The sequence below is a fragment of the Streptomyces dengpaensis genome, from assembly GCF_002946835.1.
GTDB classification, from domain to species: domain Bacteria; phylum Actinomycetota; class Actinomycetes; order Streptomycetales; family Streptomycetaceae; genus Streptomyces; species Streptomyces dengpaensis.
Map to the genome: position 1 here is coordinate 4,464,192 of NZ_CP026652.1, position 22,874 is coordinate 4,487,065.

Consider the following 22,874-nt stretch of genomic DNA (forward strand, 5'->3'; position numbering starts at 1 on the left):
GGACCCCGCCTAGTTGGTGCCGATCCGCGCCAGCAGGTCGACGATCCGGTCCTGCACCTCGGCGCTCGTCGAGCGCTCGGCGAGGAACAGGACCGTCTCCCCCGCGGCCAGGCGCGGCCGTTCGGCCGGGTCGACGGCTGCGGTGTAGACGACGAGCGGCGTGCGGTTCAACTGGCCGTTCGCGCGGAGCCAGTCCACGATTCCGGCCTGCCGGGGCCGTACCTGCAACAGGTCCATCACGACCAGGTTCGGCCGCATCTGCGAGGCCAGTGTGACGGCGTCCGTGTCGGTGGACGCCCGCGCGACCTGCATCCCGCGCCGCTCGAGCGTCGCGGTCAGCGCCAGCGCGATCTCCGCGTGCTCCTCGATGAGCAGCACGCGCGGCGGGTGCTGCTCGGAGTCCCGGGGCGCCAGGGCCTTCAGGAGTACGGCGGGATCGGCGCCGTACGCCGCCTCGCGCGTCGCCTGGCCGAGTCCCGCCGTCACGAGGACGGGCACCTCGGCGGCGACGGCGGCCTGGCGCAGCGACTGGAGCGCCGTGCGGGTGATCGGCCCGGTCAGCGGGTCGACGAAGAGCGCGGCCGGGAAGGCGGCGATCTGCGCGTCGACCTCCTCGCGCGAGTGCACGATGACGGGCCGGTAGCCGCGGTCGCTCAGCGCCTGCTGGGTGGTGACGTCGGGCGCGGGCCACACGAGCAGGCGCCGCGGGTTGTCCAGCGGCTCCGGGGGCAGTTCGTCGTCCAGGGGCTGCGGCAGCGGCTGGTCGGCGACCTCGACGGCACCGCCGGGACCGTCGAGCGGCTCGGGGCCCTCGGCGGCGTTCTCGTCCGGTGCTCCTATGGCGTACGACCGTCCGGCGCCCTCGGTGGCTCCGGGCAGCCGGGGCCCAGGCGCGGTGGCCGTCTGCCCGGCCTGCGGGTGCGGACGGGCCCCCGTCTCCGGGCGCTCGGCGCCGGGCTCGGGGCGCGTACCGAGCTTGCGGCGACGGCCCGAGCCGTTGGTCTGGTGCGGGGGAGGCGTGGCGGACTGGGGCTGCGCGGCCTGGGGGCCGCCCGGCTGGTTCGGCACCGGCTGGTTCGCTGAAGGCTGCCGGGCGAACGGGACGCCCTGGCCGAGCGTGCGCACGCTGATCGCGCGGCCCTGCGTCGAGTTGGGGTCGATCGGGCCCGCGGCCTCGGCGGGCAGAGGCTGAGCGGCGCGCGGCTTCGCGGGGAGCTCGGGGGGAAGGGGGGCGGCCGGCGCGGGGGTTGGCTGGGTGGCTGTTGCCGGGGGGACGGGGGTTCGGGTGCCTGCGCCTGAGGTGTCGTTGGGGTTGGCCTTCGCGTTCGCGTTCGGCCACGGCTGCGGGGCCGTAGCCGGGATCGGCGCCGGGGTGCCGGCCGCTGAGGCGGCCTGGGAGGCGGCAGCGGCCTGGGTTGTCTGCGGTGCTTGCGGGGCCTGTGGTGCTTGCGGTGCCTGTGTGGGAAGCGTCTGCCCAGCAGCGGCCGCACCCGGAACGCCCTGCGCGGGAACGCCCTGTGCCGGAACCGCCTGTCCGGGAAGGGCAATCCCCGATGCCGGAACCGCCTGTGCCGGCGTCCCCGCCACGTCCGGCTGATCCGGAGCACGGCGAGCACGTCGCCGCCCTGTCGGGCCGGAAACGGGGTGCGGCTGCGGCGGAGTGTGATCGTCGGCCGGGTCGCGCAGCAGCGCGTCATGACGGCCGTCGTCGGCCTGCTCGTGACCGAGGCCGCCGCTGTCGACCGGCTGGGTCTGGGTCTGGGCTTGAGCCTGGGCCTGGGCGTACCCGGGTGAGCGGTCCGCCTCGGCGGGCGGCAGTGCGAACACCGGACGGGCGCCGGCCTCCTGCGCGGCAGCACGCTCGGCCGCGGCGGCCAGCGCACGCCGACGCCGTCCGCTCGGCTGCGCCGCGTCCGAGGAAGTGCCGGCGTCCGGCGCACCCGGTGCGACGGGCGTACCAGCCGTATCGGCGGCGGGCGTGACCGAGGCCGCCGCGGGCAGCGCGGGCGGCAGCGCGTGCTGTTCGCCGTCCTGCCGCGCGCGTCGGCCGGAGGGCACGGGCATCCCCTGCGGAGGAACCGTCCCGCCCAGCCCCGACCCCACGGCCGCCGTCCCCGACGCGTGCTCGGCCGCCGTGACGACCGCGCCCTCGGAGACGCCACCGGTCACGCCGGCGGCCGTACCAGCCGCGCCTTCGCCGCTGCCTTCGCCCGCGCTCTCGCCCGTGCCTTCGACCGGACTCGGGCGCCCGCGCCGCCGCCCGGTGCCACCGGAGGCGCCGCCAGGGCCCTCGACCGCGGACGCCTGCGCCGGAACGGTCGCCTCGCCCGTGACCTGCTCATCCGCCGCACGCCGCCGACGCCGCCCCGTGGGAGCGGCCGCACCGGTCTCGGCGGAGGCGGTCCCGGGCTTCCCCGACACCTCGCTCTCCAGGAAGGCGTCCACGGAGGACCGCCGCGCTCGCCGCCTGCCACCGCCCTGCTGCGAGGCCTGCTCGGGAAGCGCGACTTCGGCACCCGTGGTGTTCTCGGTGTTCGGCGGCGGAACCGCCCCGGCGCCACCCCCGATCGGCACCTCCAGCACGAACGCGCTGCCGCTCATCCCCGGCACCTCGTGCGTCTGCAGCACACCACCGTGCGCGCGCACGATCCCGCGCACGATCGGCTCGTGCACCGGGTCTCCCCCGGCGTACGGGCCGCGCACCTCGATACGGACGCTCTCGCCGCGCTGCGCCGCCGCCACGACGACGGTGTTGTCCATGTAACCGCCCGCCGACACCGGCGCGTTGCCGGTCGCGTCGACCCCGGCGACGTCCGCGATGAGATGCGCGAGGGCGTTCGCGAGCCGCTGCGGGTCGACCTCGGCCTCGATGGGCGGCGCGTGCACGGCGAACTGCACCCGGCCCGGCCCGATCAGCTCGACCGCGCCGTCGACACCGGCCGCGACGACCGCGTCGAGCATCACCTTCGTACGGGAGATCTCCTCGGCCCCGGAGTCGAGCCGCTGATAACCGAGGACGTTGTCGACCAGAGTCGTGATCCGCGAGTAGCCGGCCGCGAGGTGGTGGAGCACCTGGTTGGCCTCGGGCCACAGCTGTCCGGCGTCGTCGGCGGCGAGCTTGGAGAGTTCGGCGCGCAGCTGGTCGAGGGGCCCGCGCAGGGACTGGCCGAGCACGGCGAGCAGCTGCTCGTGCCGGGCGGTCAGCGCCTCGTACCGGTCCTTCTCGCGCTCGCCGAGCGCGGCGTACCGCTCGTCACCGGCGGCGAGTTCCTCCTCGTGCCGCTCGCGCACCTCGGCCAGCTCGGCCGTGTGCTTCTCACGCAGCGCCGCCAGTTCCCCGGCGTGCTCCTCGCCGATGCGGGCGAGCTCTTCCGCGTGCTGGGTCGCCTCGGCGTCCTTCTCCTCGACGAGGGTGTCGTAGGGCCGCCGGTCGGTGAAGGTCATCACGGCGCCGACGAGTTGGTCCCCGTCCCGCACCGGCGCGGTCGTCAGATCGACCGGCACCTTGTCCCCGGACTTCGACCACAGCACCTGCCCGCGCACCCGGTGCTTGCGCCCGGAGCGCAGGGTGTCGGCGAGCGGTGACTCCTCGTACGGGAAGGGCTCGCCGTCCGCGCGCGAGTGAAGGATGAGCGCGTGCAGTTCCTGGCCGCCGAGATCGCTGGCCCGATAACCGAGTATCTGAGCGGCGGCGGGATTGACGAGAACGACGCGTCCGTCCGTGTCGGTCCCCACCACACCCTCGGACGCGGCCCGCAGGATCATCTCGGTCTGCCGTTGCGAACGCGCGAGTTCGGCTTCGGTGTCGACGGCGCCCGACAGATCGCGTACGACGAGCATGAGCAGCTCGTCGGCGGTGTATCCGTAGTTGTCGTAGGCCTGTTGGCCGTTCTCGAGATTCGCACTGGTGACTTCGACCGGGAACTCGGTCCCGTCGGTTCGCCGCGCGACCATCCTGGTCGGCTTGGTCCGCCCGCTCTGGTCGATGGTCTCGGGCCGCCGCATGGAACCCGGGATCAGCCGCGAGTCGAACTGCGGCAGCAGATCGAGCAGCCCCCGGCCCACCAGAGCCGTGCCCGGGGCCTCGAAGGCCTCCAGGGCGATGGTGTTGGCGTTGACGACGGTGCCATTGGCGTTGACCAGTACCAACGCATCGGGCAGCGCATCCAGTATGGCTGCGAGGCGAGCAGCGCCTCGGGATGGCCTGCTGCTCACGAGACGCTTCCTCCCTGTTACCGCACCTTGCCGACCGCGGGTGCCATCTTGCCAATCGGCCCGCGGCGTGTCACGCGAGGGAGTCTACGGGCAGAGGTTGCGCTCGCGACGCAGGATGGGACGGAGGTCGCACGCAGACTCGTACACAGAAGAGACGCATACGAGAGGGAGAGGGCGACGTGGGGCGAGCCGCAGAGCGAGCCCCAGAACGGCACGTAGAACCCGTGACCGCGCATTTCACCCTCCGGAGGCGTACGGAGCCTTCCGGAAACTCGGGAACCATGAGGTCACCGTGACTCCGTCCCGCTTTCTTCCCGCCTTCCCCGCCTTGGCCGATCCTTCACCCTCTCTTTCCCCCGCCTTCGCTATGCGGGGCCGCCGGGCAGCAGAGGCACCAGCGCGTCCCACCGCGCGATCTCGCACCCGTTCGTGCGGTCGAACTTCGCGTCGACGGGCCGCCCGGCCCACGTCCCCGTGACGTGCGCGGTGGCCGGACCGCCGTACACCATCGTGCACACGCTGCCCGACGGCACAGGGGCGAAGACGTCCTTGCCCCAGCCGGTGCTCTGATCCAGCTTCTGACAGGCCCCGCTCACATCCGGATGACTGCCGCCGTCGGGATGACACCGCAGCTCGTACGACCCGTCCGTGACGCCTTCCGCGTCGTGCACGGTGACGGTCAGCCGGTCCCCGAGATCCTCGTCGCGGCCCGGCGGGGGCATCGGGGCGGGGGCGGAGAGAACCGGTTCGCCGTACGTGGTGGTGGCGAGCCCGGTGGGCGACACGGCGACGGGGCCGGTGGGCGACACGGCGGCCTGCCCGGCCGGTACGCCGGCCAGGGCGGCGGCGGACGCGGCGGCGGTGAAAAGGAGACGGTGCAACATGACCTGACTAACGCCAGGCGGGCCGCGCGGTTGCGCGGGGATCTGGCCACCGGGGCCCCGGCGGGGGTGTGCGGTGATGTGGCCATGGGGTCGCCGCTCAGGTGGCGGCGGTCTCGCCCCACGGGGGCGGCGCTCGGGTGCACCGCGATGCTCGGGTGCACGGCGATCTGGCACCTGGGCACCTGGCACCGGGGCACCTGGCGCCGCTCGGGTGTACGGCGGTTTCGGCTTTGCTCTGCGGCCCGCCTGCCTAGTACCGTGGGGGGCGATTGGTGACACGACGCTCGGCTGTGTCATCATCTGCACGCACCACTCGCGCTCGCGCGAGCGGCTGTGCGGGAGGCGTCGCCTAGTCCGGTCTATGGCGCCGCACTGCTAATGCGGTTTGGGACTTCAATCCCATCGAGGGTTCAAATCCCTCCGCCTCCGCACCTTGACCAGGGAGTTCGGCCCAAACGGGCCGGGCTCCCTGAGTCGTCTCCGGGGTCATTTTCCGCCCCCTGATGGCACGCTGTTGGCACCAACGGCGGCAAGGCGATTCTGGCGGGGAATGAACGCCGAAATCTTGCTCGTCGCGTCCTCCGCCATTTCCTCCGCCACGACCGCGTAGACGTCCTTCGTGAAGCTCACCGAGGCGTGGCCGAGAACCTCGCTCACGAACTTGTCGTCCACCCCCGCAGTGATCAGCATCGTCGCCGCACCGTGACGCAGATCATGGAAGCGGATGGGCGGGAGCGGCAGGGTCAGCGCCACCTCGACGGCCGCCTCGGTCGTGCGGTACTTCCGGGCGATCCGCTCGTTCGACCACTGCTCCGCGGCCTTCGCCCGGATGTTGCCGTACCGCTCGATCAGGATCCGGAAGCGGCTCGACAGGTAGTCAGCCTTCAGCGCCGTGCCGTCCTCGTAGCAGAAGACGCGGCCCGCATCCTGGTAGGCCTCGCCCCACTGGAACCGCTCGCGCAACTTCCGCTTGTGCCACGCCTTCAGGACGCGGATCGTCTCGTCGTCCAAGGGGATCTGTCGGTAACCGGCCTCGGTCTTGGTGTCGTCGAGCTCGTCGTCCGACTGCGCCTGAAGGACGTGAAGGCGCCGGCGCTCGAGGCTGAGGTCTTGTTCCTCGGCACCGACCAACTCGCCGCGGCGCGGCCCGTAGTAGGCATCGAGGTGGAACGCCGGGTAGAGCCGTTCCTCGGAGGCCTCGGCGAAGTCGAGGAACGCGCCGCACTGGTCGGACGTCCAGACCATGACCTTCGCCGGGACGACCCCGGTCTTCTCCCACTGCTCGACACGCTCGGCAGTCCACAGCAGGGGCTTCGCGCGTCCCTGCTTCCGCTTCCCGCCCTTCGACCGCCACACCCCGTCAGCCGGGTTGTCAGGCCGGATCTTCGAGAGCTTCGACGCGTCCGTGAGCGCGCCATGCAGGACCGCGTGGACGCGGCGGATACGCGACTCGGAGATAGGGCGGCTGTGGAGCCGCTTGCCGTCGCGGGTCGCTCGAACTTCCTGCAGGCGGCGCAGGATCTCCGTGCGCTCCGTGCGCTCGTCCGGACGGTTGATCTTCCGCATAGCCGCGTACAGCTCGCGGATGTGCTCGTCATCCAGGTCGACGACCTTGATGTGCCCGAGGCCGGGACTCAGGTACAGGTCGATGGCCTCGCGCTCACTGTCGAGCGTGCTCTTCTTCAGCCCCTCCCCGGTCTCCGCCTCGGACTTCCGCCACGTGTACCGGCGTTCGAGGTACTGGCCGAGCGTGGTCTTCCGCTCGTCGTGCGCCTTCGGGTTGGCGGCCGTGCCGAGCACCTTGCCCAGGTCGGCCTTGCACTCGCGCTCCGTGTCGAACGGTCCGATGCGCGGCTGCCGACGCTTCCCGTCGGCGGACTTCGGCGCCTCGTAGCGGGCGTACCAGGCGCCGTGTCCCTTCTTACTGAGGTCCGGGCATTTCCTGCCGAGTAGCCGTTTCGTCTCCGGGTCCCGGCACGAGCACGCCTTATACGGCTTCAAGATCCCCCCTATGTGGTGTCGTCTGAAGTACGGGGCTTTCGATCACCCGGAAGGGCGAGGAGCCCGCGGGCCTTCGCCTCTCGGATCCAGCGATGGACGGTGGTGGGCTTCACGTCGTTGGCTTCCGCCAGGTCCTGACCGGGGCGCGGGCTGATGGCTGCTGCCTGCAGGAACCGTTCGGCCACGTCTGCGTAGAACGTGTCCGGTTTGCGATAGCCCTCCGGGATTTCGAGGCGCAGGTCCGGCTCAGGCAACTGTTCCGTGGGGCGTTGGAACATCCACTCTCCGAATCCCTCTCGCGGTCCGCCGCTTGGGTGTTGCGGGGAACGAGGGTCAACAAAGTCCGCGAGCACCGCCCGCCGAGATGGCTGGTTCACGGCCGCTTCGATTCGTTCCCAAGGGATCAGGCGCAGCAACGAGCTGCCAGGGAAGTCGACCGGCTCAAGCGTCATCAGCCGCACTTCCCGGATCGCCAACGGTGCATTCGGCCCGCTGTCACAAGGGCCGATGTGAAGCAGCAGCACAGCGCGCGCCCGCTCGAACTCATCCGAAACGTACGAGGCCCAACCTGAGAACTGTCGAGTTTCGAAGCTGACCGACTCACGTCCGTCGAGACTCAGCGGGATCACGTATGGCCCGCGAGCCGCCCACTTCGCGTCGATGGAGTCGGTTGCCCGGTACACGCCGAGCTCGAAGCCCTCCGGTACCGCAAGGTCTTCAAGCTCCGCCGGGATGGCCGGCGGCTTCTCGTCGTTGTCGTCTCCCACAGCCCGAAGCTATCGCGGGTGTCCCGTTTCAGCAACAGCAGCATCCACACAGTATGTGGCCGCGTTGACATACAAGTCCCGCCTGCGTAGCGTCTCCCTCATGGAAACGTATGCCGCTGCTGCGGCACACGGTCTTGCTGATCGTGTCCGTGCGTCGCAGCTTCCCCCGCCTCCGGAGCGGGCCAAGATCCGGGAGTCGTCGGGCGCCTCGCTCCGCGACTTCGCTGAGGAACTGGGCGTCAGCCCGATGACGGTCCTTCGGTGGGAGCAGGGCAAGTCGAGGCCGCGGATGCGTCGGGCGATCGCCTATCGCCGTCTTCTCGACGCGGTCAAGGAGGCGGCTGCATGACCGCCTGGACGCGCGAGAAGATCAAGGCGCTCGGCCCGATAACCGACGTGCCTACGACCGCATCAATCTGCGGGGTCAATTCGGACACTGTCTATGCGCAGATCCGGCGGGACGAGTGGGAGCTGACTCGCGTGCTCCGCATCGGCCGGAAGATCAAGATTCCGACGTTGGACCTGATCCAGCTCCTCTACGGCCCCGAAGTCGCCCGCGATTCCTAGCATGACGAGCGCGAGCATCAATGTGCATCAGGCCCGAAAACCCCCAGCTCACAAGCCATGGAATCGCAGTCTCAATGCGGTTGCAGGGTTGGGGAATCGGCCGTGATCCGCCCCCTTCGGGGCGCATAAGACGACCCCTCTCGCGCCGGCATTACGAGTGCCGACGAGGGAGGGGCCCAAGCACCCATCCGAACAACGACGAAACCCCGGGCTATCAGCTCGCCAGCTACCCGGGGCCTCGCACTTCAAGAACGGAAGAACGCCATGAACCAAGTTACAGCGACGGTGCCCGCGACCACCATCCCGACCAGGAGCGCGGTCCCGGTCCTGCTCCGCGCGGCCGAACTCAACAAGGGCGAGCCTGGCAACTGGGGGTTCGAGGGCGAGCAGATCACCGCCGCGTACGACCCCGCGCAGATCAGCCGCGCCGACGCTGAGACCCGCCTCCGCGCGCAGATGAACGCGAAGGGCATCACGGTCTCCGCGTTCGTCGACACCGACGGTCGCCCGGCCGACGAGGCGCGCGAGCACACCGAGCACACCGAATCGCCGCTCACGCCCGAGCAGACCACTCTCGTCCTCGACGAAGGCTTGGGCGCATGGGTCACCGCACCCGTCGAGACCGCGCTCCGGGACATCGACGACCAGCGCACAGCCCGCGAGAACGCGGAGGTCCCGTTCCTCGCCGCGCAGATGGTCGTGTCCGACTACCGGCCGCAGGCGTACGGGCGCCACACCGAGGTGTGGCTCAGCGCCGGCACCACCATCGGCAGCCTCACCCCGGCCAAGGCGCGGCAGGCGCTGGAGGCGATGCGCGGCTTCGTCGACCAGCTGGAGGCGGTGGTCACCCTCGCGGAGGAGACCGCAGCCGGCGACTTCGAGGGCGACCCCGAGGTGTACCGCCTGGACCGTGAGGCCGAGGAGCGCCGGACCAAGGCCATCAGTGAGGCCCGGCTGAAGGCCATCGCCGAGGGCCGGGCGTGACCACCACTCAGGACCGCGACAGCCCCCGCCTCACCGGGCGGGGGCCCGTCCTGCGGGCAGTACCCGAGAACGCCACGGCGGGCCAGATCACCGGCCTCCGTGCCGAGACGCAGATCGCTGCGCTTGGCGTCCAGGACTGGCCCCCGTATGGCTCCGTCGACTGGCTGCGCCTCAGCGTCCAGGACCCGCGGACGTACGCGGCCACCCTGGAAGCAGCCGAACTACACCGCCGAGCCGAGGCTGAGCGCATCCGGCTCGACGACCTGATGGACAACGCCCCCCCAGCGTGGTGGGCCGAGATCACCGACGAAGCCAGGGCCGAGACGTGCCGCAGAGTCCGCGCGGCGAAGTCCATGGAATCCGCGGCCGAGATCCGAGCCCGACAGGCCCGCGCTGGCAACCGGCCGCCGCACAAGCTCACTGCCACTCGCGGGTGGCCGCCCATCGCGATCCCCGGGCGGCCCGGCGAGTACCTCACGTACCAGGAGATCAGCGAGTGACCACGCGCAACGACGCAGTCCTGCCTCCCGCCGAAGTGCTGGCGGCGGGGCTGCCCGTCGGGCCCGTGCTTGGCCCGTTCGGGGACGATGCACAGTGGCTCGCCGAGGAACCGCCGGACGACATGCCGGCGGACCCGGAGCCCCGAGGCCTCGTCTTCCGTCCTGCGTCCTCGATCAAGATCCGGCCCGTGCGGTGGCTGTGGGACACCACTCCGGAGGGTGCCCCGCCGACATCACACGGCCGGATTCCGCTGTACTCCCTCGCGATTGCGGCGGGCGGGCCCGGGCTCGGGAAGTCGCAGTTCGCGGTGTGGATGACGGCGCGCATCACGCGGGGCGAGCTGCCCGGCGAGCTGTACGGCAAGCCGCGCCCGGTCATCTACGCGGCGGCGGAGGACTCATGGTCGTACACCATCGCCCCCCGGCTCATCGCGGCCGGCGCGGACATGGACCTTGTCTTCCACGTGTCGGTCAAGGACGACGAACACCTGCACGCCCGGCTCACGTTGCCCGTCGACACGTCGCTGCTCGCGCGCGAGGCCGAGCGGTACAGCGTGGCCCTGCTCGTCATGGACCCGCTTCTGTCGTACATCGACAAGGGCGTAAACGACTACCGGGCAGCCGAGGTACGGCAGGCCTTGGAGCCCCTGATCGAGGCAGCCGACCATCACCACTTCACGATCCTGGGACTCGCACACTTCACGAAGTCCGGCGCCGCTGACCCCCTCTCCCGAGTCGCAGGGTCCGGCGCCTTCGGGCAGCTCATCCGCTGCCTCATCGCGTTCGCCAAGGAGGAAGGCGAGCAGGACGCCGAGAGCCGGTTCGTGATGTCCCTGGAGAAGAACAACCTCGGCCGGGTCGGGCTGCCGTCGCACGAGTACGCGATCCAGCCCGTGACCGTCGATACCGATGAAGGGCCCTCGTACGTATCGCGGTTCGTCCTCGGGCCCGAGACGACGACCAGCGTCCGCGAGGTCATGCGCGACGAGGCTTCACCCGACGCCAACCGCGGTGAGACGAACGAGACCGTCCTGTGGCTGCGCGGCTACCTCGCGGACCAGGGCGGGACGGACCTCGCGGCGGACGTGAAGAAGGCCGCGCACAAGGACGGCATCAGTGAGTCGTCACTCCAGCGGGCCCGCAAGAAGCTCGGCGTCGTGATGCGGCAGTCCGGGTTCGGCAAGAACCGCCGCTCGGAGTGGAGCCTTCCGGGCGCGCTTCCCGAGGACGGCGACGAGTGATGCGCGTCTGTCTCCCTATCCCCACGGCACACATGGCACGTATGGCAAACATGGCGCTGACCTGCGACTCACTGGAGAGCGGGGGGTGACACGAATGGCAGACATGGTGACAGGAATGGGCGACTCATACGTGCCATGTCTGTCACGCGTGTCAGCCATTCGTGTCACTTAAAAACCGCAGGTCAATCCCATGTTTGCCATGTATGTCATTCATTCCCCTTTACGTAGAGAGGGCAAGGTCATGAGTCCTGAACCAGTGCGAACTGATCACGTGATCGGATCCCCGAACCTCGCCTCGCTGCTCACGGCCTACTACCAGTGCGGCCACTGCACCAGCGAGACCGACACCCGCACCGACGAGTCCGGCCTGATGCACGTCGTCATCCATCACGACGACGGCTGCCCCGTTCTCAACGGACACGTCAGTGCGCTCGGCGACGTCCTCCGTGCGGCTATCCCCGACACCTTCCGCCCCTGACCGAACGGAGACACGACCATGACCACGACCATCGAATGGACCGAGGCGACCTGGAACCCGACGACGGGTTGCGACCGCATCAGCCCCGGGTGCGACAACTGCTACGCGCTGACCATGGCCAAGCGGTTGAAGGGCATGGAGCAGCAGCGCGGCACCGCCCGCCCGAAGTACCAGAACGACGGCGACCCGCGCACCAGCGGGCCGGGCTTCGCCCTCACCGTCCACCCCGACACCCTCGACGCTCCGGTGAAGTGGCGCATCCCACGCCGCGTGTTCGTCAACTCGATGTCCGACCTGTTCCACGCCCGCGTGCCCGTGGACTTCGTGACGAGCGTCTGGCGGACCATGGCCAGCACGCCGCAGCACACGTACCAGATCCTCACCAAGCGCCCGGAGCGCCTCGCCCGCGTCCTCGAGCAGGTTCACGGCGCGCTCGGGCTCGAGGAGCCGCTGCCGAACGTGTGGCTCGGTACGAGCATCGAGAGCGACGACTACGCCCGCCGGGCCGACGCCCTCCGCCTGGCCCCGGCCGCCGTCCGCTTCGTGTCCGCTGAGCCGCTCCTCGGCCCGCTCCCGTCCCTCGACGTGACCGGCATCGACTGGGTGATCCTCGGCGGCGAGTCCGGCCCCGGCGCCCGGCCGCTCGAACTCGTCTGGATCCGGGACGTGATCGGCCAGTGCCGTACGGCCGGCGCGGCGCCGTTCGTGAAGCAGCTCGGCTCGGTGTGGGCGAAGGCGAGCGGGGCGTCGGACAAGAAGGGCGGCAGCCCCGAGGACTGGCCGACGGACCTGCGAGTGCGCGAGTACCCGGCCGCGGCGTGACCCGTACGACGACGGCCCGCCCCAAGGCAGATGGGGCGGGCCACCCCGACAGCATCGCAGAGGACACCGACATGACCACCACCGTGATCAACCTCAAGGGCCGCATCCACGAATACGGGCCCCGCCTCGAACACGCCCCGTCCGGCCTCGTCTACGTAGGCCGCGCCCTCTACCGCGGCGGCTGGCACCTGGCCGGCCACAAGCTCTTCAACCCGTACACCGTCGGCGCCCGCCATACCCGAGAGCAGGCCCTCGCCCTATACCGCGAGCACCTCCTCGACCGGCCGGACCTCCTCGCGCTGATGCCCGAACTCCGGGGCAAGACCCTCGCCTGCTGGTGCGCCCCGGAGCAGTGCCACGCGCACGTCATCGCCGAGTTCGCCGACGATCCCGAGGCGGTCGGCCGCTCCGAGGGGCAGCTCTTCGGGCCCCTCGGGTTCACGGCGTGAGCTTGTGAGTGGTTGCGTTGGTATGGGGCTGCGTTGGTGTGGAGGTGTGTCGGGTTGTGTGCGGGGTGTGTTGTGTGCGGCGAGACCGGTCGGGCAGTGGAGCGCGATGGGTGGTGGCAGTGGTGATGGGTGCTGATGAGACGGCGAGTTGGGCCAGGGAGGAGTTGGCGGGGTTGACGACGGTTCCGGAGTACGGGTCGGAGGCGTGGCATGGGTTGGAGCCGTCGGATCCGCGGCGGCAGGCGGCTTTGGTGGTTGCGGCGGAGCGGTGGCGGGAGCGGTCGGGGGTGGCTCGGTGACGCGGTGGCAGCGGGTGGTGCGGGCGTTGGGTGCGGTGCGGTCGGAGCTGTTGGACACGGCCGGGTTGGGGCTGCTGGCTACGGCGGCGTTCACATGGTCGATGACTGCGGGGTTCGTGGCGGCCGGTCTGGCGGTGCTGGGGTTGAACTGGCGTCTGAACGAGGGGCGTGAGTGAGCGGGCATCACGCTGCGGGTGCGCGGCCGGTTGTGTCCCTCGGGATTCCAGGGTTCGTGTTGGAGGCGCGGGAGTTGGTGCCGTGTCGTACGGATCCGGATGCGTACTTCGCGGAGGGTGTGCGGCCGGCGCGGGCGCGGGAGTTGTGCGCGGGCTGCGGCTACCTCGAGGCCTGCCGCGCGTACGTGCTCGATAACCCGGAGTTGTACGGCGTTTGGGGTGGGACGACCCGGCGGGAGCGGCAGGGAGTGCGGCGCCGGGCAGCGGAGGGGGACCGGGGTCCGCCGTGGTGTCGAGGTGTGGTGAGAAGGGCGCGAGATAGGCCCGGCCCCCCGGGGGTCGGTGGAAGACCCGGGCGGCAGTGCGCCCGCCCGGTTACCGGTAGATCGAAGCAGCAGGTAACGGAGACATCATGGTGAAGATCACGGCACGGCAGGTTGAGAAGGCTGAGGAGCGGGCGGCCGAGCAGGAGCGGCAGCGCGACGCGGCCGGTGAGCGGCTGACGGCGGCGCCGTACTCGGAGGTCGCGGCGCAGGAGCTGACGGAGGCCTCGCAGTTGGCGGCGCAGCTGCGGGCCAGCGCGCGGGAGTTGCGGGAGAAGTTCGAGGAGCAGGTTGCGGCGGAGCGGTCGGCGGCGTCGCGGGAGGAGCGGGAGAAGGCGGCCGCGGCGGAGATCGCGGCGGCGGGGCGGGAGTTGAAGACGGCCACGGGGAAGCTCGAGGCGGCGGCCGTGCAGGCGCAGGACGCCCTCGTCGCGCTGATGCAGGAGGCTGAGGGCTATGACGCTCTGGTGGAGCGGCACGCGGGCGTCCTGGAGGCAGCGGGGCTCGGTCTGGACGGGGAGACGGGTGGTGGGCACGGGCTGCTCGACACCACGGTCCGGGTGCGGGGCGTCTCGTACGAGTCGCTGGCGCCGGCCGGGGTGCTGCTGTGGGTGGCGCGGCGGGTGGCGGAGGCGCGTCTGCCTCAGCAGAACTCGACGGCTGCGGCGTTGACGGGTCTTGCTGGCTATGGGTCGTGGGAGCGGCGTGGGGATGGCCTGTTGGCGTGTGTGCCTGCGGTGAAGGCGGTGAAGTATCCCGAGCCGCCTCGGTTGCTGAACGCGGATCAGGTGGCGGCTGCGGCCGCGTCGAAGTGACCACGAAGACCAATGAGTTCGAGGGGAGTATCAGCATGATTGCAGTCACGACGGAGGACGTGGAGCAGGCCGAGGCGCTGGCTGAGCAGGCGGCGGGCGAGCTGCGGGAGGCTGAGCGGCGCTACGCCAGCAACCGGGCTTCGCAGACGGCGTATGAGCGGCACAAGGCCGCTGTCGAGGTGGCCGACCAGGCGGCGGTGCGGGCGCGGCTGACGCGCCAGGACTGGGAGGCGCACCAGGCGGTGCGGGACCTGCGTGCGGCCGAGGGTGAGGCCGCGGTCCGGGAGATGGCCGACGACATCGACGGCCTGGCTACGTCCCGTACGGCGGCCGTTGGCGCGGTCGCGGAGGCGGCTGCGGCGATGGCCCGGGCGCTGGTTGCTCTGGACGCTCACGACCGCCTGGTGCGTGCGGCGGGGGCGGTGCTGGAGAAGCGCGGGCTGCGTAGCCGCGACGGTGAGTCGACGGGCGTGAGCCTCGACGGGGCCGCGCGGATCGGCGGGGAGCTGTGGCCGCTGGTCGACGGGGCGGGGGTGCTCGGTCACTGCCTGGCCGAGCAGGTGGCCGGCGTGTATCCGCGGCATCCGATGGCGCGGCCGGCGCCGGGGGCGTACGGCGGGGTGTCGGCGGCGAAGGGGCGGGATCAGGTGCTCGCGCTGGTGCGGGCAGCGAGGGGTCGCTGAGCGGTTCCCAGCGGCCGAGCGCCCGGTGTCCCTTCGGGGGTGCCGGGCGCTTCCGTGCGTTGGCCAGCCCAGTGCGTTACGGCTACGCGTGCGGGTCTCGCTCGATGTGTGCCTTCAGCTTGTCGAGGAGTTGCTCGATGACGGCGATGTTCTCGTCGAGCTGCTCCGTCAACTGCTCTGTCTCCTCCACCGAGAAGGATCCGTCGAGTTCGCCCACGGTCCCGAGCCCCGTCGCAAGGCCGGACAGGAAGGGGATCGCCTTCCTGAGTGCCTCAGCCTGCGAGCGTTGCGGGAGCCGCCGACCGCGCGCATCGGTAAGGGGTGGCGCCTCGGCTTGTTCAGTCGCCGGGGCGCTCGCCTGCCTCCGTCGGTACGCCTTCTGCCGGCAGGCCCCGCCGCAATACCGGGAGTCGGCGCGTCCGGTCGTCACGGGCTCGCCGCAGGTCTCGCACGGGTTACCGCTCCCCTTCCCTCCGTTACGGCTACGCGTGAGAGACGTGCTGCACGAGGGGGAGCACGTCACCCGACGGAGTCCCGGGTCGCTATTCCGCACAACCATCCGGCCGCATGCAGTGCATGCCGTCGGGGGCATCTCGCTCCCGCGTCCGGCAAGCTCGAACCACTCGAAGCCGGGACGCTGGCGGGTTGCTGGCGGGGCGATATGGCCGGTGTCGGGGTCGATCCATCCGGCCCGGTAGCAGGGCTCGCAGATCAGTTCACGGGTTGTCCAGTGCCGTCGTCCGCGCGAGCGGGTTGCTTGGACGAGGAAGCCGGGGCCGGTGAGAGCGGCGTCGCACATGCCGCAATCGATCTCCCATTGTCTGTCACTCATAGCCGTAACGCTAGCGTGAGCGGACTCCTCTGTAACGCGTAGCCGTAACGCATGCGTGGGCTCGTCGCGTACGTGGGGCCCAACCTTCCTGTACGGAAGGTCGGGTGCCGCTGTTTTGTAAGAAACCTCCAATGTGATGCGGCTGTTTCTCCGTGAAGACATGCATTCAGCCGTACGATCTTTGTAGGAGGTGGACATCAATGGACGCTGTTGGACGCGAGGAATTGCCGCCGAGAGTGCGGGCCGCGGTACTGCTGGCGATGGGGCGCAGCACGGAGGAGATCGGCCCGGAGATCGGCGTCTCGGGGCGCACGGTGCGCCGCTGGAGGGCGCGGCCCGAGGTGCGGGCAGACATCCACCGCGTGCGGCTGCGGCTTCTGGATGGCGCTGTGGCGTCGCTGCGGGCGGGGGTGGGCGAGTGAGCCAGCGTAAGGGCCGCGGACGCCACAAGGGCCGCCGGACCGCCAGCTTGGGCACCGCTCAGGCGAAGCGTACGAACATCGTTCTCGCCGAGGGCGAGCACCAGGGCATGTACTTCACCCTCTACGGACTCGACGACCAGGACGTTGCAGAGGCCCGCGCCGCGTGCGCTGCGGGCTGCCCCAACGAGGGGGCGTTCCTCGTCGTGTTCGGCCTGTTCGAGGCGTTGGGCCTGGACGCCGTGGCCTGGTGCGAGTGGCCGATGGACGAGAAGTTGGACCTGTTCGCGATGGTCGGTCTGCCGGTCAGGGTATGGCCGGGCGATATGGACTCTGACCTGGCGCGCTTGCTGAGCGGAGCGGCCTCGTGAGCGACGACGTAACGATCACAGTCCGGGTCAACAACCAGACCGCGGCCGGATTCCGTGACGTCAACGGGAACTTGCGGGACATGCAGGGCCGGTTCGCGGCGGCGAGCAACGACGTGCAGCGGTCGGGCGCGCGGATGTCGAAGTCGATGCTCGACATCAGGGCGAGCATGCTCAGTCTTGCTCCCGCTGCCGTGCCTGTTGCTGCGTCGCTGGCTCCGATCGCCGTGCAGGCGGGCGCTGCGGGTCTCGCTATCGGCGCGTTCGGTGCGGCTTTGAAGCCACAACTCGCCAGCTTGTCCAACGTGTCGAAGGCGCAGGACGCGTACACCGAGTCGGTCAAGAAGTACGGCGCGCATTCCAGTCAGGCAGCTCAGGCCCAGCTTGCTGCGTCGCAGACGCTGAAGGGGATGCCGGCGGCGACTCAGCGGGCGGCGGTGGCCTTTCAGCAGCTTCGCGAGGAGTCGACGGCTTGGTCGGACTCGTTGGCGAAGTTCACGATGGCGCCGGTGGAGAAGAGCTTTGCGGTGCTTGGGCAGGTGATTCCGAAGCTGACGCCCATGGTGAAGGGCGCGTCGACGGAGCTCACTCGGCTGGTGGATGTGGCGGCCGGTGGGGTCAACACGTCTGCGTTCGACACGCTGTCAAAGAAGGTCTCCGACTTCTCGAACAATGCGCTGAAGGGGGCCACCGACAAGGCGATTCACTTCATGCGGGTGTTGTCGGAGGGCAACGCGCACGGGCCGATCGCGTCGTTCTTTGAGTACGCGCGGGCGCAGGGTCCGGCGGTGAAGGAGCTGCTGTCTAACGTTGCGGAGGCGGTGTCGAACCTGTTGCAGGGTGCGGCGCAGGCGGGGCCGGGCCTGCTGACGCTGGTGAATGCGTTCGCCAAGCTGGTGGCGTCGGTGCCGGCGTCGCTGATCGCCAATCTGATGCAGGTGTATGCCGCGTTCAAGCTGATCACGTTGGCGGGTGCGGGTGTCGCCGCGGTGGGTGCGGGGCTCGCCACGCTGCAGACGCGCATCACCACCATCGCCACCGCATCCGCTGCCGCAACCACCGGAGTCGGCAGGATGCGCGCCGGGTTCGCCGCCCTCGGTACCGCGGCGAAGGCGTCGGTCGTGATCGGTGGCCTCGCGCTGCTGGCGATCGGTATCAAGAAGCTGTCGGACGAAGCGAAGGGCGCGCCGCCGGACGTCGACAAGCTCACGTCATCGCTGAAGCAGCTGGCGTCCACGGGCAAGTTCACGGGTGAGCTGAAGAAGACGTTCGGTGACGTCAACGGCCTCGTCGACAAGATCAAGCTGTTGAACAAGGAGACAGCGAAGAGCAAGGAGACCGCGTTCGGTTTCCGCATTCCCGGGCTCGACGACCTCGCCGACAAGATTGCCGACTCGATCAACAACATGTCGAAGGGCGACAAGTCCCTTGGCGCACTGAAAGACGACTTCGCCAGCCTGGACAAGGGCATGGCCGACTTGGTGTCGAGTGGCTACGCCAAGCAGGCGGCAGTCGACTTCGACATGGTCAAGAAGGCCGCTCTGGCCGAGGGCCATTCGCTGAAGGAAGTCAACGCGCTGTTCCCGAAGTACATCGACCACGTAGCGGATGCCAAGTGGGAGCAGGAGCAGGCCACGAAGAGCATGGGCGTGTACGGCGCGCAGTCGCTGGCCGTGCAGGCGAAGCTCGACGCGCAGAAGAAGGCCGCGTCCGGGCTGACGCAGTCCATCCACGCCCTCAACTCGGTGTACCTGGAATCCCGCGGCGATGTCCGTGCGATGGAGGAGGCGATCGACGCCGCCACGGAGACGCTGAAGAAGAACGGCAAGACGCTCGACGACAACACCGACGCGGGCCGTCAGAACAACGCGGCGTTGGACGCGATTGCGTCGACCACGATGAAGGCGATGGAGGCCAAGTACGCGGAGACGGGGTCTTGGGTTGAGGCTCTGAAGGTGTACGACCGTGGCCGGAGTGCGCTCGACAAGGCCACGTTGAGCGTGTCGAAGAACAGCACCGAGGCGAAGAAGCTCGCCGATCAGATTCTGCGGACCCCGAACAAGACCGCGCTGATCAAGGGTGACATCAAGGACCTCACGCAGAAGATCGCGGACGCCAAGGGCAAGCTGAAGAACGCGCCGTCGTCGAAGACCGCGCACATCAAGGGTGAGATCAGGGACCTGCAGCGGAAGGTTGCCGCGGCGAAGGCCGAACTGCTCGGCATCAAGGGCCGCTCGGTCACCGTGCAGGTCCGCACGGCAGGCATCGGCGCTGCAGCTGCGGCCATCGCCGGCCTCGGCGGTATCCCGGTCCTCGCCCGCGGCGGGCGCGTGCGCGGCTACGCGGGCGGCGGGAACATCCAGCACTTCCCGAACGGCGGCTACGTACAGGGCCCGGGCACGGCGACGAGCGACTCCGTCTATGCGACGTTCGGGTCTGGCGCGGACGCTGCGGTGTCGAACACCGAGTACGTCATCCAGTCGAAGGCTGTGCGCAAGTACGGCGTTGCCATGCTTGACGCGCTCAACGAGGGCCAGTTGAAGATTGCCCGGCTCGCCAAGGGTGGTCTGACGCAAGGAGAGAAGGACGCCCGCGGCACCCTGCGCGGCCAGTTCGGCATCAGCACGTTCGGCCGCGCCGCCGGATACCAGCGCACCCCGTTCGAGAAGAACCTCGGCGCACCCACCGACATCCACAGTCTCGTGTCCTCGCTGAACGAGGCCGCGGGCAACATTCGCAGGGCCACATCGGGCCGTACGGAGTCCCGGCTGCTGAGGCAACTGGACTCCGTCGGCAAGGGCCTCATCAAGTACGAGAAGCAACTCACCTCGGTGAACAAGGCGCTGGAAGGCGCGAAGGGCAAACTCAACGACCTGAAGAGCTCCGCGTCGCAGCTGTCCAGCTCGGTGCGGTCCAACATCCTCGGCTCAGCCAACATCACCCGCGGCGCGCAGGGCGACGCCCCGCTCACGGTCGCCTCGATCATGGGCTCGGCAACGGCCTCCCGGGACAAGGCGAAGGCCTTCGCCGACGCACTGAAGCAGCTGCAGAAGAAGGGCCTCGACAAGGGCCTCATCGAGGACATCGCATCGGCCGGTGTCGAGGGCGGCGGACTGGAGACCGCGGGCGCCCTGATGAGCGCCTCGTCCTCGGAGATCAAGTCTTTGAACACGCTGCGCTCGCAGACCGCGACCTACGCGAAGCAGGCGGGCGGCACCGCATCTGACGCGGTGTACGGGGCGGCAATCAAGGCGCAGGAGGCGTACGTCAAGAACCTGACGAAGCAGCAGGACAAGCTGGAGAAGACCATGGCCAACCTCGCGAAGACCATGGAGCGGGCCATCTCCAAGGCGATCGGGAAGAAGGCCGCGGGCGGGATCGTGGGTGCGGCCGCGTCGGGCGGGGTCCGCAGCAATCTGACGTGGGTGGGCGAGCACGGCGCGGAGTTGCTGGATCTGCCGGCGGGGTCGCGGGTGTGGTCGAACCCGGACTCGCGGCGTAAGGCTGCGGCGCCGTGGGCGTCGATGCTGAACACGCCGCGCGGTGGCGGGGTACGGCGCACGGCTACTCCGGTCGGCGGCGGGCAGGGCGGCGGTGGTTGGGAGGGTCGGCCGATCGTCGTACAGATGCAGCTCGGTGGCCGCGACCTCGGCGAAGTGATCATTGACCCGCTGCGTAAGTCGATCCGGCACAGGGGCGGGAACGTCCAAGCCGCGCTCGGCTCCTACTGAGGCGGCAGGCGCTTCCGGGCGCCTCCGGCCCGTACAGGACCGGAGGCGCCGTGGACCCTCCCCGTGCACGGCCGAGGCTTGTGGTGCTGATGTGGCCACCGAGCAGCGGACATGGAGCGGCCCTGGCCGGATCGGCGTCCGGTCGGGGCCTGATCCCGTGCGCCCGCGCGTGGGCCGGACGCGATCCCCGTTGGGTTCTCAGGAACCCGACGGGTCCCGTGCGCCCGCGCGTGGGCCGGACTTTTTCTTCAGGAAAAACTCGGCGTCCGCCGCGGTCCCGTCCGCCCGCGCGTGGGCCGCACCCTCCCCGACCTGCACGGGCCGCTGCCCCCAGACATGGAGCGGCCCCGGCCGGGGTTCCGGTCCGGCCGGGGCCTGTCCTGTCTGTCAGGTGGTGTACTCCAGTTCCGTCATGGCTGCCGCGCGGACAAGGGCGGACACCTCGTCCAGGTCCAGCCCGTCGAGGAAGTCCACGAGCGCCTGCCGCGTCTCGCGCAAGCGGTCGGCGAGCGCCGACCCGGTGACGTCCCGGGGCGTGATGATGCGCCGGAACTCCGGCTCCTCAATGGCGCGCTCGAGCAGCTTCTCGGCGAGCCACAGCGGAGTGCGCTCGCGGATGGCGAAGGTCAGGTGCAAGCTGGGCTCGTCGTAGGCCAGCGCGTGCGGGTTGTGGACCCATCCGCGGGGCAGCAGCAGCGTCTGTCCGGCCGTCAGGTCGATCGTCAGGTCGGGCCCGGCCGCCTCCCACTGGGGTATGAAGTCCTCGCGCCACACCCGGAAACTCTCGTTGTACTCGCGCATCGGCGCCGTCACGGGCGGCTTCCACAACTGCCAGGTCTTGATGCCGGCCACCTGCACGATGACGGCCATCTGCTGGTCCCAGTGGTGCAGTAGCCCTTGCTCGCCCCCTGGGGTGAGGAAGGCGTGCATGTAGTTCGAGTAGCCGGTCTCGTGTTGGATGCCGCGTGAGATGCGCTGGAAGGCGGGTGTCCAGCGCTGCATGTTGCCGAAGCGGATGGTGTAGCCCTGGCCGCGTAGTCGGCGCAGCTTGGCCGGGTCGGTGCGGCCGTTCGTCAGGAACGCGGTCCGGTTGGAGGGCCCGGCCTTGATGACGGCGATCTCGTCGGGCGGCGCGCAGCCGGTGTCGATAAGTTCGTTGAAGCAGTCCAGGCTCATGGCCTCGTCTACCTCGGTCCGTCCGCGCTCGTACACGCGGGGTTCGTCTGGCCAGTCGGTCAGGAGTTCAGCTAATCCCTCCGGGGGCAGCAGCAAACTGAGCGACATGGGGGCTCCTCGTCGTTGAGGGTTCCAGCGGGCAGGGAATGTTCGGGTGGAAGAGGTTCGGGCAGCACACGACCGAGGCGGAGACCAGGCTGCGGGACTGGGTGTAGTGGACCCAGGTGATGTCAACGCCCCGGGGGAGCACGTCGAGGGCGTATCCGAGTTTGACGTCCAGTTCGGCGTAGGCCTGCAAGCCGTCGGACCGTTCGAAGGGCGGATTGCTGGTGTGCTGCTGCTTGAGCCATTCGACGGCGTCGGCGGCGTCCGTCCAGGTGCGGGCGCGGGCGACCTGCCCGTGTTTCATCAGCCAGTGTCCGGTCATCAGCGGGGGCACACTGCCGGTGGCGAACTCGCTGGCAGCCTCCCGGTAGCGGTTGGCATGGTCGGACTCGGGGGCAGGCTGTACAGGGTGCGGCGGCCGTCGGTTGCCTTCCCTCGCGTAGCGGTCCGGGGCGCCGATCCAGGGGCCGAAGCCGTGCCAGTGGCCGACCCAGCTCTGGCTGGTGAGCTTCGGTTGCTCGTGTGCGGTGGTGGTCATGAGGCTCCTTCAGGACGGGCCGCCCCGCGATGGCGGGACGGCCCGTGGTGTGCGTGGCGGGCGGTCAGCCTAGAGCGACAGGCCCCGGCTGCGGATCCACTCGACGGCGAACGAGTCGAGTTCCGCGCCGGTCATGCGCAGCTCGCGGCCGCGGCCCTCGGGCTTGGAGTCGGTGACGACGAATGCGTCCATCCCGGTGAGAGGAGTGGTTTCCACGCAGGTTTCGTTGTCGCCGCCGAGGTTGCCGCCGCACCACTTCCTGGCGGGGGCGTCGGCCACTGCGGGCAGTTCGTACAGGTTCGGCTTGGCCATGATGACCTCCAAAGGATCTGGTGATCTCTTCACGAAGAGACGGTCTCCGCGCCGTCGCGCTCTTGCTGTCCCGCCCGCCCTCCTGATGAGCCTGGGGTGCAGAGAGCGGGCGGGCGTTCGTACGGCGGCCGCCCCATACGAGGGCGTCAGGACGGCCGCCTTTCTCGCAGCCGGACAGGGGAGCCGGCC

General features: G+C 69.9%; 23 protein-coding genes and 1 tRNA gene. 16 read left to right on the forward strand and 8 right to left on the reverse strand.

What is annotated here, in order from left to right; all coding sequences use genetic code 11:
- Positions 1 to 9: 9 nt before the first annotated feature.
- Positions 10 to 4,215, reverse strand: a complete 4,206-nt coding sequence (locus C4B68_RS20555; RefSeq protein ID WP_099506320.1) for a hybrid sensor histidine kinase/response regulator — start codon at positions 4,213 to 4,215, stop codon at positions 10 to 12.
- 365 nt (positions 4,216 to 4,580) lie between these two features.
- Positions 4,581 to 5,099, reverse strand: coding sequence for an SSI family serine proteinase inhibitor (locus C4B68_RS20560; RefSeq protein ID WP_099506321.1), 519 nt, complete (start codon positions 5,097 to 5,099; stop codon positions 4,581 to 4,583).
- A 338-nt stretch (positions 5,100 to 5,437) separates the two neighbouring features.
- On the opposite strand from C4B68_RS20560, the gene C4B68_RS20565 reads away from it, so the two are divergent.
- Positions 5,438 to 5,528: transfer RNA gene (locus tag C4B68_RS20565), tRNA-Ser, on the forward strand.
- Between the two features lie 57 nt (positions 5,529 to 5,585).
- On the opposite strand, the gene C4B68_RS20570 is transcribed toward C4B68_RS20565, so the two are convergent.
- Both C4B68_RS20570 and C4B68_RS41390 read right to left on the reverse strand, forming a co-directional pair.
- Positions 5,586 to 7,100, reverse strand: a complete 1,515-nt coding sequence (locus C4B68_RS20570; protein WP_099506322.1) for a site-specific integrase — start codon at positions 7,098 to 7,100, stop codon at positions 5,586 to 5,588.
- A gap of 8 nt (positions 7,101 to 7,108) precedes the next feature.
- Positions 7,109 to 7,867 carry a hypothetical protein gene (locus tag C4B68_RS41390; RefSeq protein ID WP_167459121.1) on the reverse strand — a complete coding sequence of 253 codons (759 nt, stop codon included), beginning with the start codon at positions 7,865 to 7,867 and terminating at the stop codon, positions 7,109 to 7,111.
- A 100-nt stretch (positions 7,868 to 7,967) separates the two neighbouring features.
- On the opposite strand from C4B68_RS41390, the gene C4B68_RS41975 reads away from it, so the two are divergent.
- The 12 genes from C4B68_RS41975 (at position 7,968) to C4B68_RS20640 (ending at position 15,204) form a co-directional block, all read left to right on the forward strand.
- On the forward strand, positions 7,968 to 8,216 hold the full coding sequence (locus C4B68_RS41975) for a helix-turn-helix domain-containing protein (protein ID WP_167459122.1): 249 nt from the start codon (positions 7,968 to 7,970) through the stop codon (positions 8,214 to 8,216).
- Positions 8,213 to 8,434 carry a hypothetical protein gene (locus tag C4B68_RS43390; protein ID WP_240634421.1) on the forward strand — a complete coding sequence of 74 codons (222 nt, stop codon included), beginning with the start codon at positions 8,213 to 8,215 and terminating at the stop codon, positions 8,432 to 8,434. Before C4B68_RS41975 ends, C4B68_RS43390 begins: the two co-directional genes overlap by 4 nt.
- Before the next feature lie 264 nt (positions 8,435 to 8,698).
- Positions 8,699 to 9,418 (forward strand): hypothetical protein, encoded by a 720-nt coding sequence (locus C4B68_RS20590; protein WP_143674528.1) that lies wholly within the window; start codon positions 8,699 to 8,701, stop codon positions 9,416 to 9,418.
- Positions 9,415 to 9,918, forward strand: a complete 504-nt coding sequence (locus tag C4B68_RS20595) for a hypothetical protein (RefSeq protein WP_099506326.1) — start codon at positions 9,415 to 9,417, stop codon at positions 9,916 to 9,918. Before C4B68_RS20590 ends, C4B68_RS20595 begins: the two co-directional genes overlap by 4 nt.
- Positions 9,915 to 11,159, forward strand: a complete 1,245-nt coding sequence (locus tag C4B68_RS20600) for an AAA family ATPase (protein ID WP_099506327.1) — start codon at positions 9,915 to 9,917, stop codon at positions 11,157 to 11,159. The genes C4B68_RS20595 and C4B68_RS20600 overlap by 4 nt, the downstream gene beginning before the upstream one ends.
- A 271-nt stretch (positions 11,160 to 11,430) precedes the next feature.
- Positions 11,431 to 11,637 (forward strand): hypothetical protein, encoded by a 207-nt coding sequence (locus C4B68_RS20605; RefSeq protein WP_099506328.1) that lies wholly within the window; start codon positions 11,431 to 11,433, stop codon positions 11,635 to 11,637.
- Between the two features lie 18 nt (positions 11,638 to 11,655).
- A complete protein-coding gene (locus tag C4B68_RS20610) occupies positions 11,656 to 12,459 on the forward strand; it encodes a DUF5131 family protein (RefSeq protein ID WP_099506329.1) in 804 nt (267 codons plus the stop codon).
- A 71-nt stretch (positions 12,460 to 12,530) separates the two neighbouring features.
- Positions 12,531 to 12,908: a DUF4326 domain-containing protein gene (locus C4B68_RS20615; RefSeq protein ID WP_099506353.1), complete on the forward strand. Its 378-nt coding sequence runs from the start codon at positions 12,531 to 12,533 to the stop codon at positions 12,906 to 12,908.
- Between the two features lie 295 nt (positions 12,909 to 13,203).
- Complete coding sequence (locus C4B68_RS20625; RefSeq protein ID WP_099506331.1) at positions 13,204 to 13,383, forward strand: hypothetical protein; 180 nt, start codon at positions 13,204 to 13,206, stop codon at positions 13,381 to 13,383.
- Between the two features lie 77 nt (positions 13,384 to 13,460).
- The gene (locus C4B68_RS20630) at positions 13,461 to 13,802 is read left to right on the forward strand and encodes a WhiB family transcriptional regulator (RefSeq protein WP_257217538.1); all 342 of its coding nucleotides are present in this window, start codon (positions 13,461 to 13,463) and stop codon (positions 13,800 to 13,802) included.
- Complete coding sequence (locus C4B68_RS20635) at positions 13,796 to 14,521, forward strand: hypothetical protein (RefSeq protein WP_099506332.1); 726 nt, start codon at positions 13,796 to 13,798, stop codon at positions 14,519 to 14,521. The genes C4B68_RS20630 and C4B68_RS20635 overlap by 7 nt, the downstream gene beginning before the upstream one ends.
- Positions 14,522 to 14,556: 35 nt before the next feature.
- Positions 14,557 to 15,204 carry a hypothetical protein gene (locus C4B68_RS20640; protein WP_143674530.1) on the forward strand — a complete coding sequence of 216 codons (648 nt, stop codon included), beginning with the start codon at positions 14,557 to 14,559 and terminating at the stop codon, positions 15,202 to 15,204.
- Positions 15,205 to 15,286: 82 nt separating this feature from the next.
- Here the strand turns inward: C4B68_RS20640 and C4B68_RS44095 are convergent, their stop codons facing one another.
- Positions 15,287 to 15,421, reverse strand: a complete 135-nt coding sequence (locus C4B68_RS44095; protein ID WP_257217536.1) for a hypothetical protein — start codon at positions 15,419 to 15,421, stop codon at positions 15,287 to 15,289.
- A gap of 815 nt (positions 15,422 to 16,236) precedes the next feature.
- On the opposite strand from C4B68_RS44095, the gene C4B68_RS20645 reads away from it, so the two are divergent.
- The 3 genes from C4B68_RS20645 to C4B68_RS20655 are packed head-to-tail and all read left to right on the forward strand — an operon-like array spanning position 16,237 to position 20,554.
- Positions 16,237 to 16,458 (forward strand): RNA polymerase sigma factor sigma-70 region 4 domain-containing protein, encoded by a 222-nt coding sequence (locus C4B68_RS20645; RefSeq protein ID WP_099506334.1) that lies wholly within the window; start codon positions 16,237 to 16,239, stop codon positions 16,456 to 16,458.
- Positions 16,455 to 16,826 (forward strand): hypothetical protein, encoded by a 372-nt coding sequence (locus C4B68_RS20650; RefSeq protein ID WP_099506335.1) that lies wholly within the window; start codon positions 16,455 to 16,457, stop codon positions 16,824 to 16,826. The genes C4B68_RS20645 and C4B68_RS20650 overlap by 4 nt, the downstream gene beginning before the upstream one ends.
- Positions 16,823 to 20,554 carry a phage tail protein gene (locus C4B68_RS20655; RefSeq protein ID WP_099506336.1) on the forward strand — a complete coding sequence of 1,244 codons (3,732 nt, stop codon included), beginning with the start codon at positions 16,823 to 16,825 and terminating at the stop codon, positions 20,552 to 20,554. Before C4B68_RS20650 ends, C4B68_RS20655 begins: the two co-directional genes overlap by 4 nt.
- A 387-nt stretch (positions 20,555 to 20,941) precedes the next feature.
- Here C4B68_RS20655 and C4B68_RS20660 read toward each other — a convergent pair whose 3' ends face one another.
- The 3 genes from C4B68_RS20660 to C4B68_RS20670 form a co-directional block, all read right to left on the reverse strand.
- A complete protein-coding gene (locus C4B68_RS20660; protein ID WP_099506337.1) occupies positions 20,942 to 21,838 on the reverse strand; it encodes a JmjC domain-containing protein in 897 nt (298 codons plus the stop codon).
- Entirely contained in the window at positions 21,798 to 22,373 is a 576-nt protein-coding gene (locus C4B68_RS20665) for a hypothetical protein (RefSeq protein ID WP_099506338.1), read from the reverse strand. The genes C4B68_RS20660 and C4B68_RS20665 overlap by 41 nt, the downstream gene beginning before the upstream one ends.
- Before the next feature lie 69 nt (positions 22,374 to 22,442).
- Entirely contained in the window at positions 22,443 to 22,685 is a 243-nt protein-coding gene (locus tag C4B68_RS20670; protein ID WP_099506355.1) for a DUF397 domain-containing protein, read from the reverse strand.
- Positions 22,686 to 22,874: the final 189 nt, after the last annotated feature.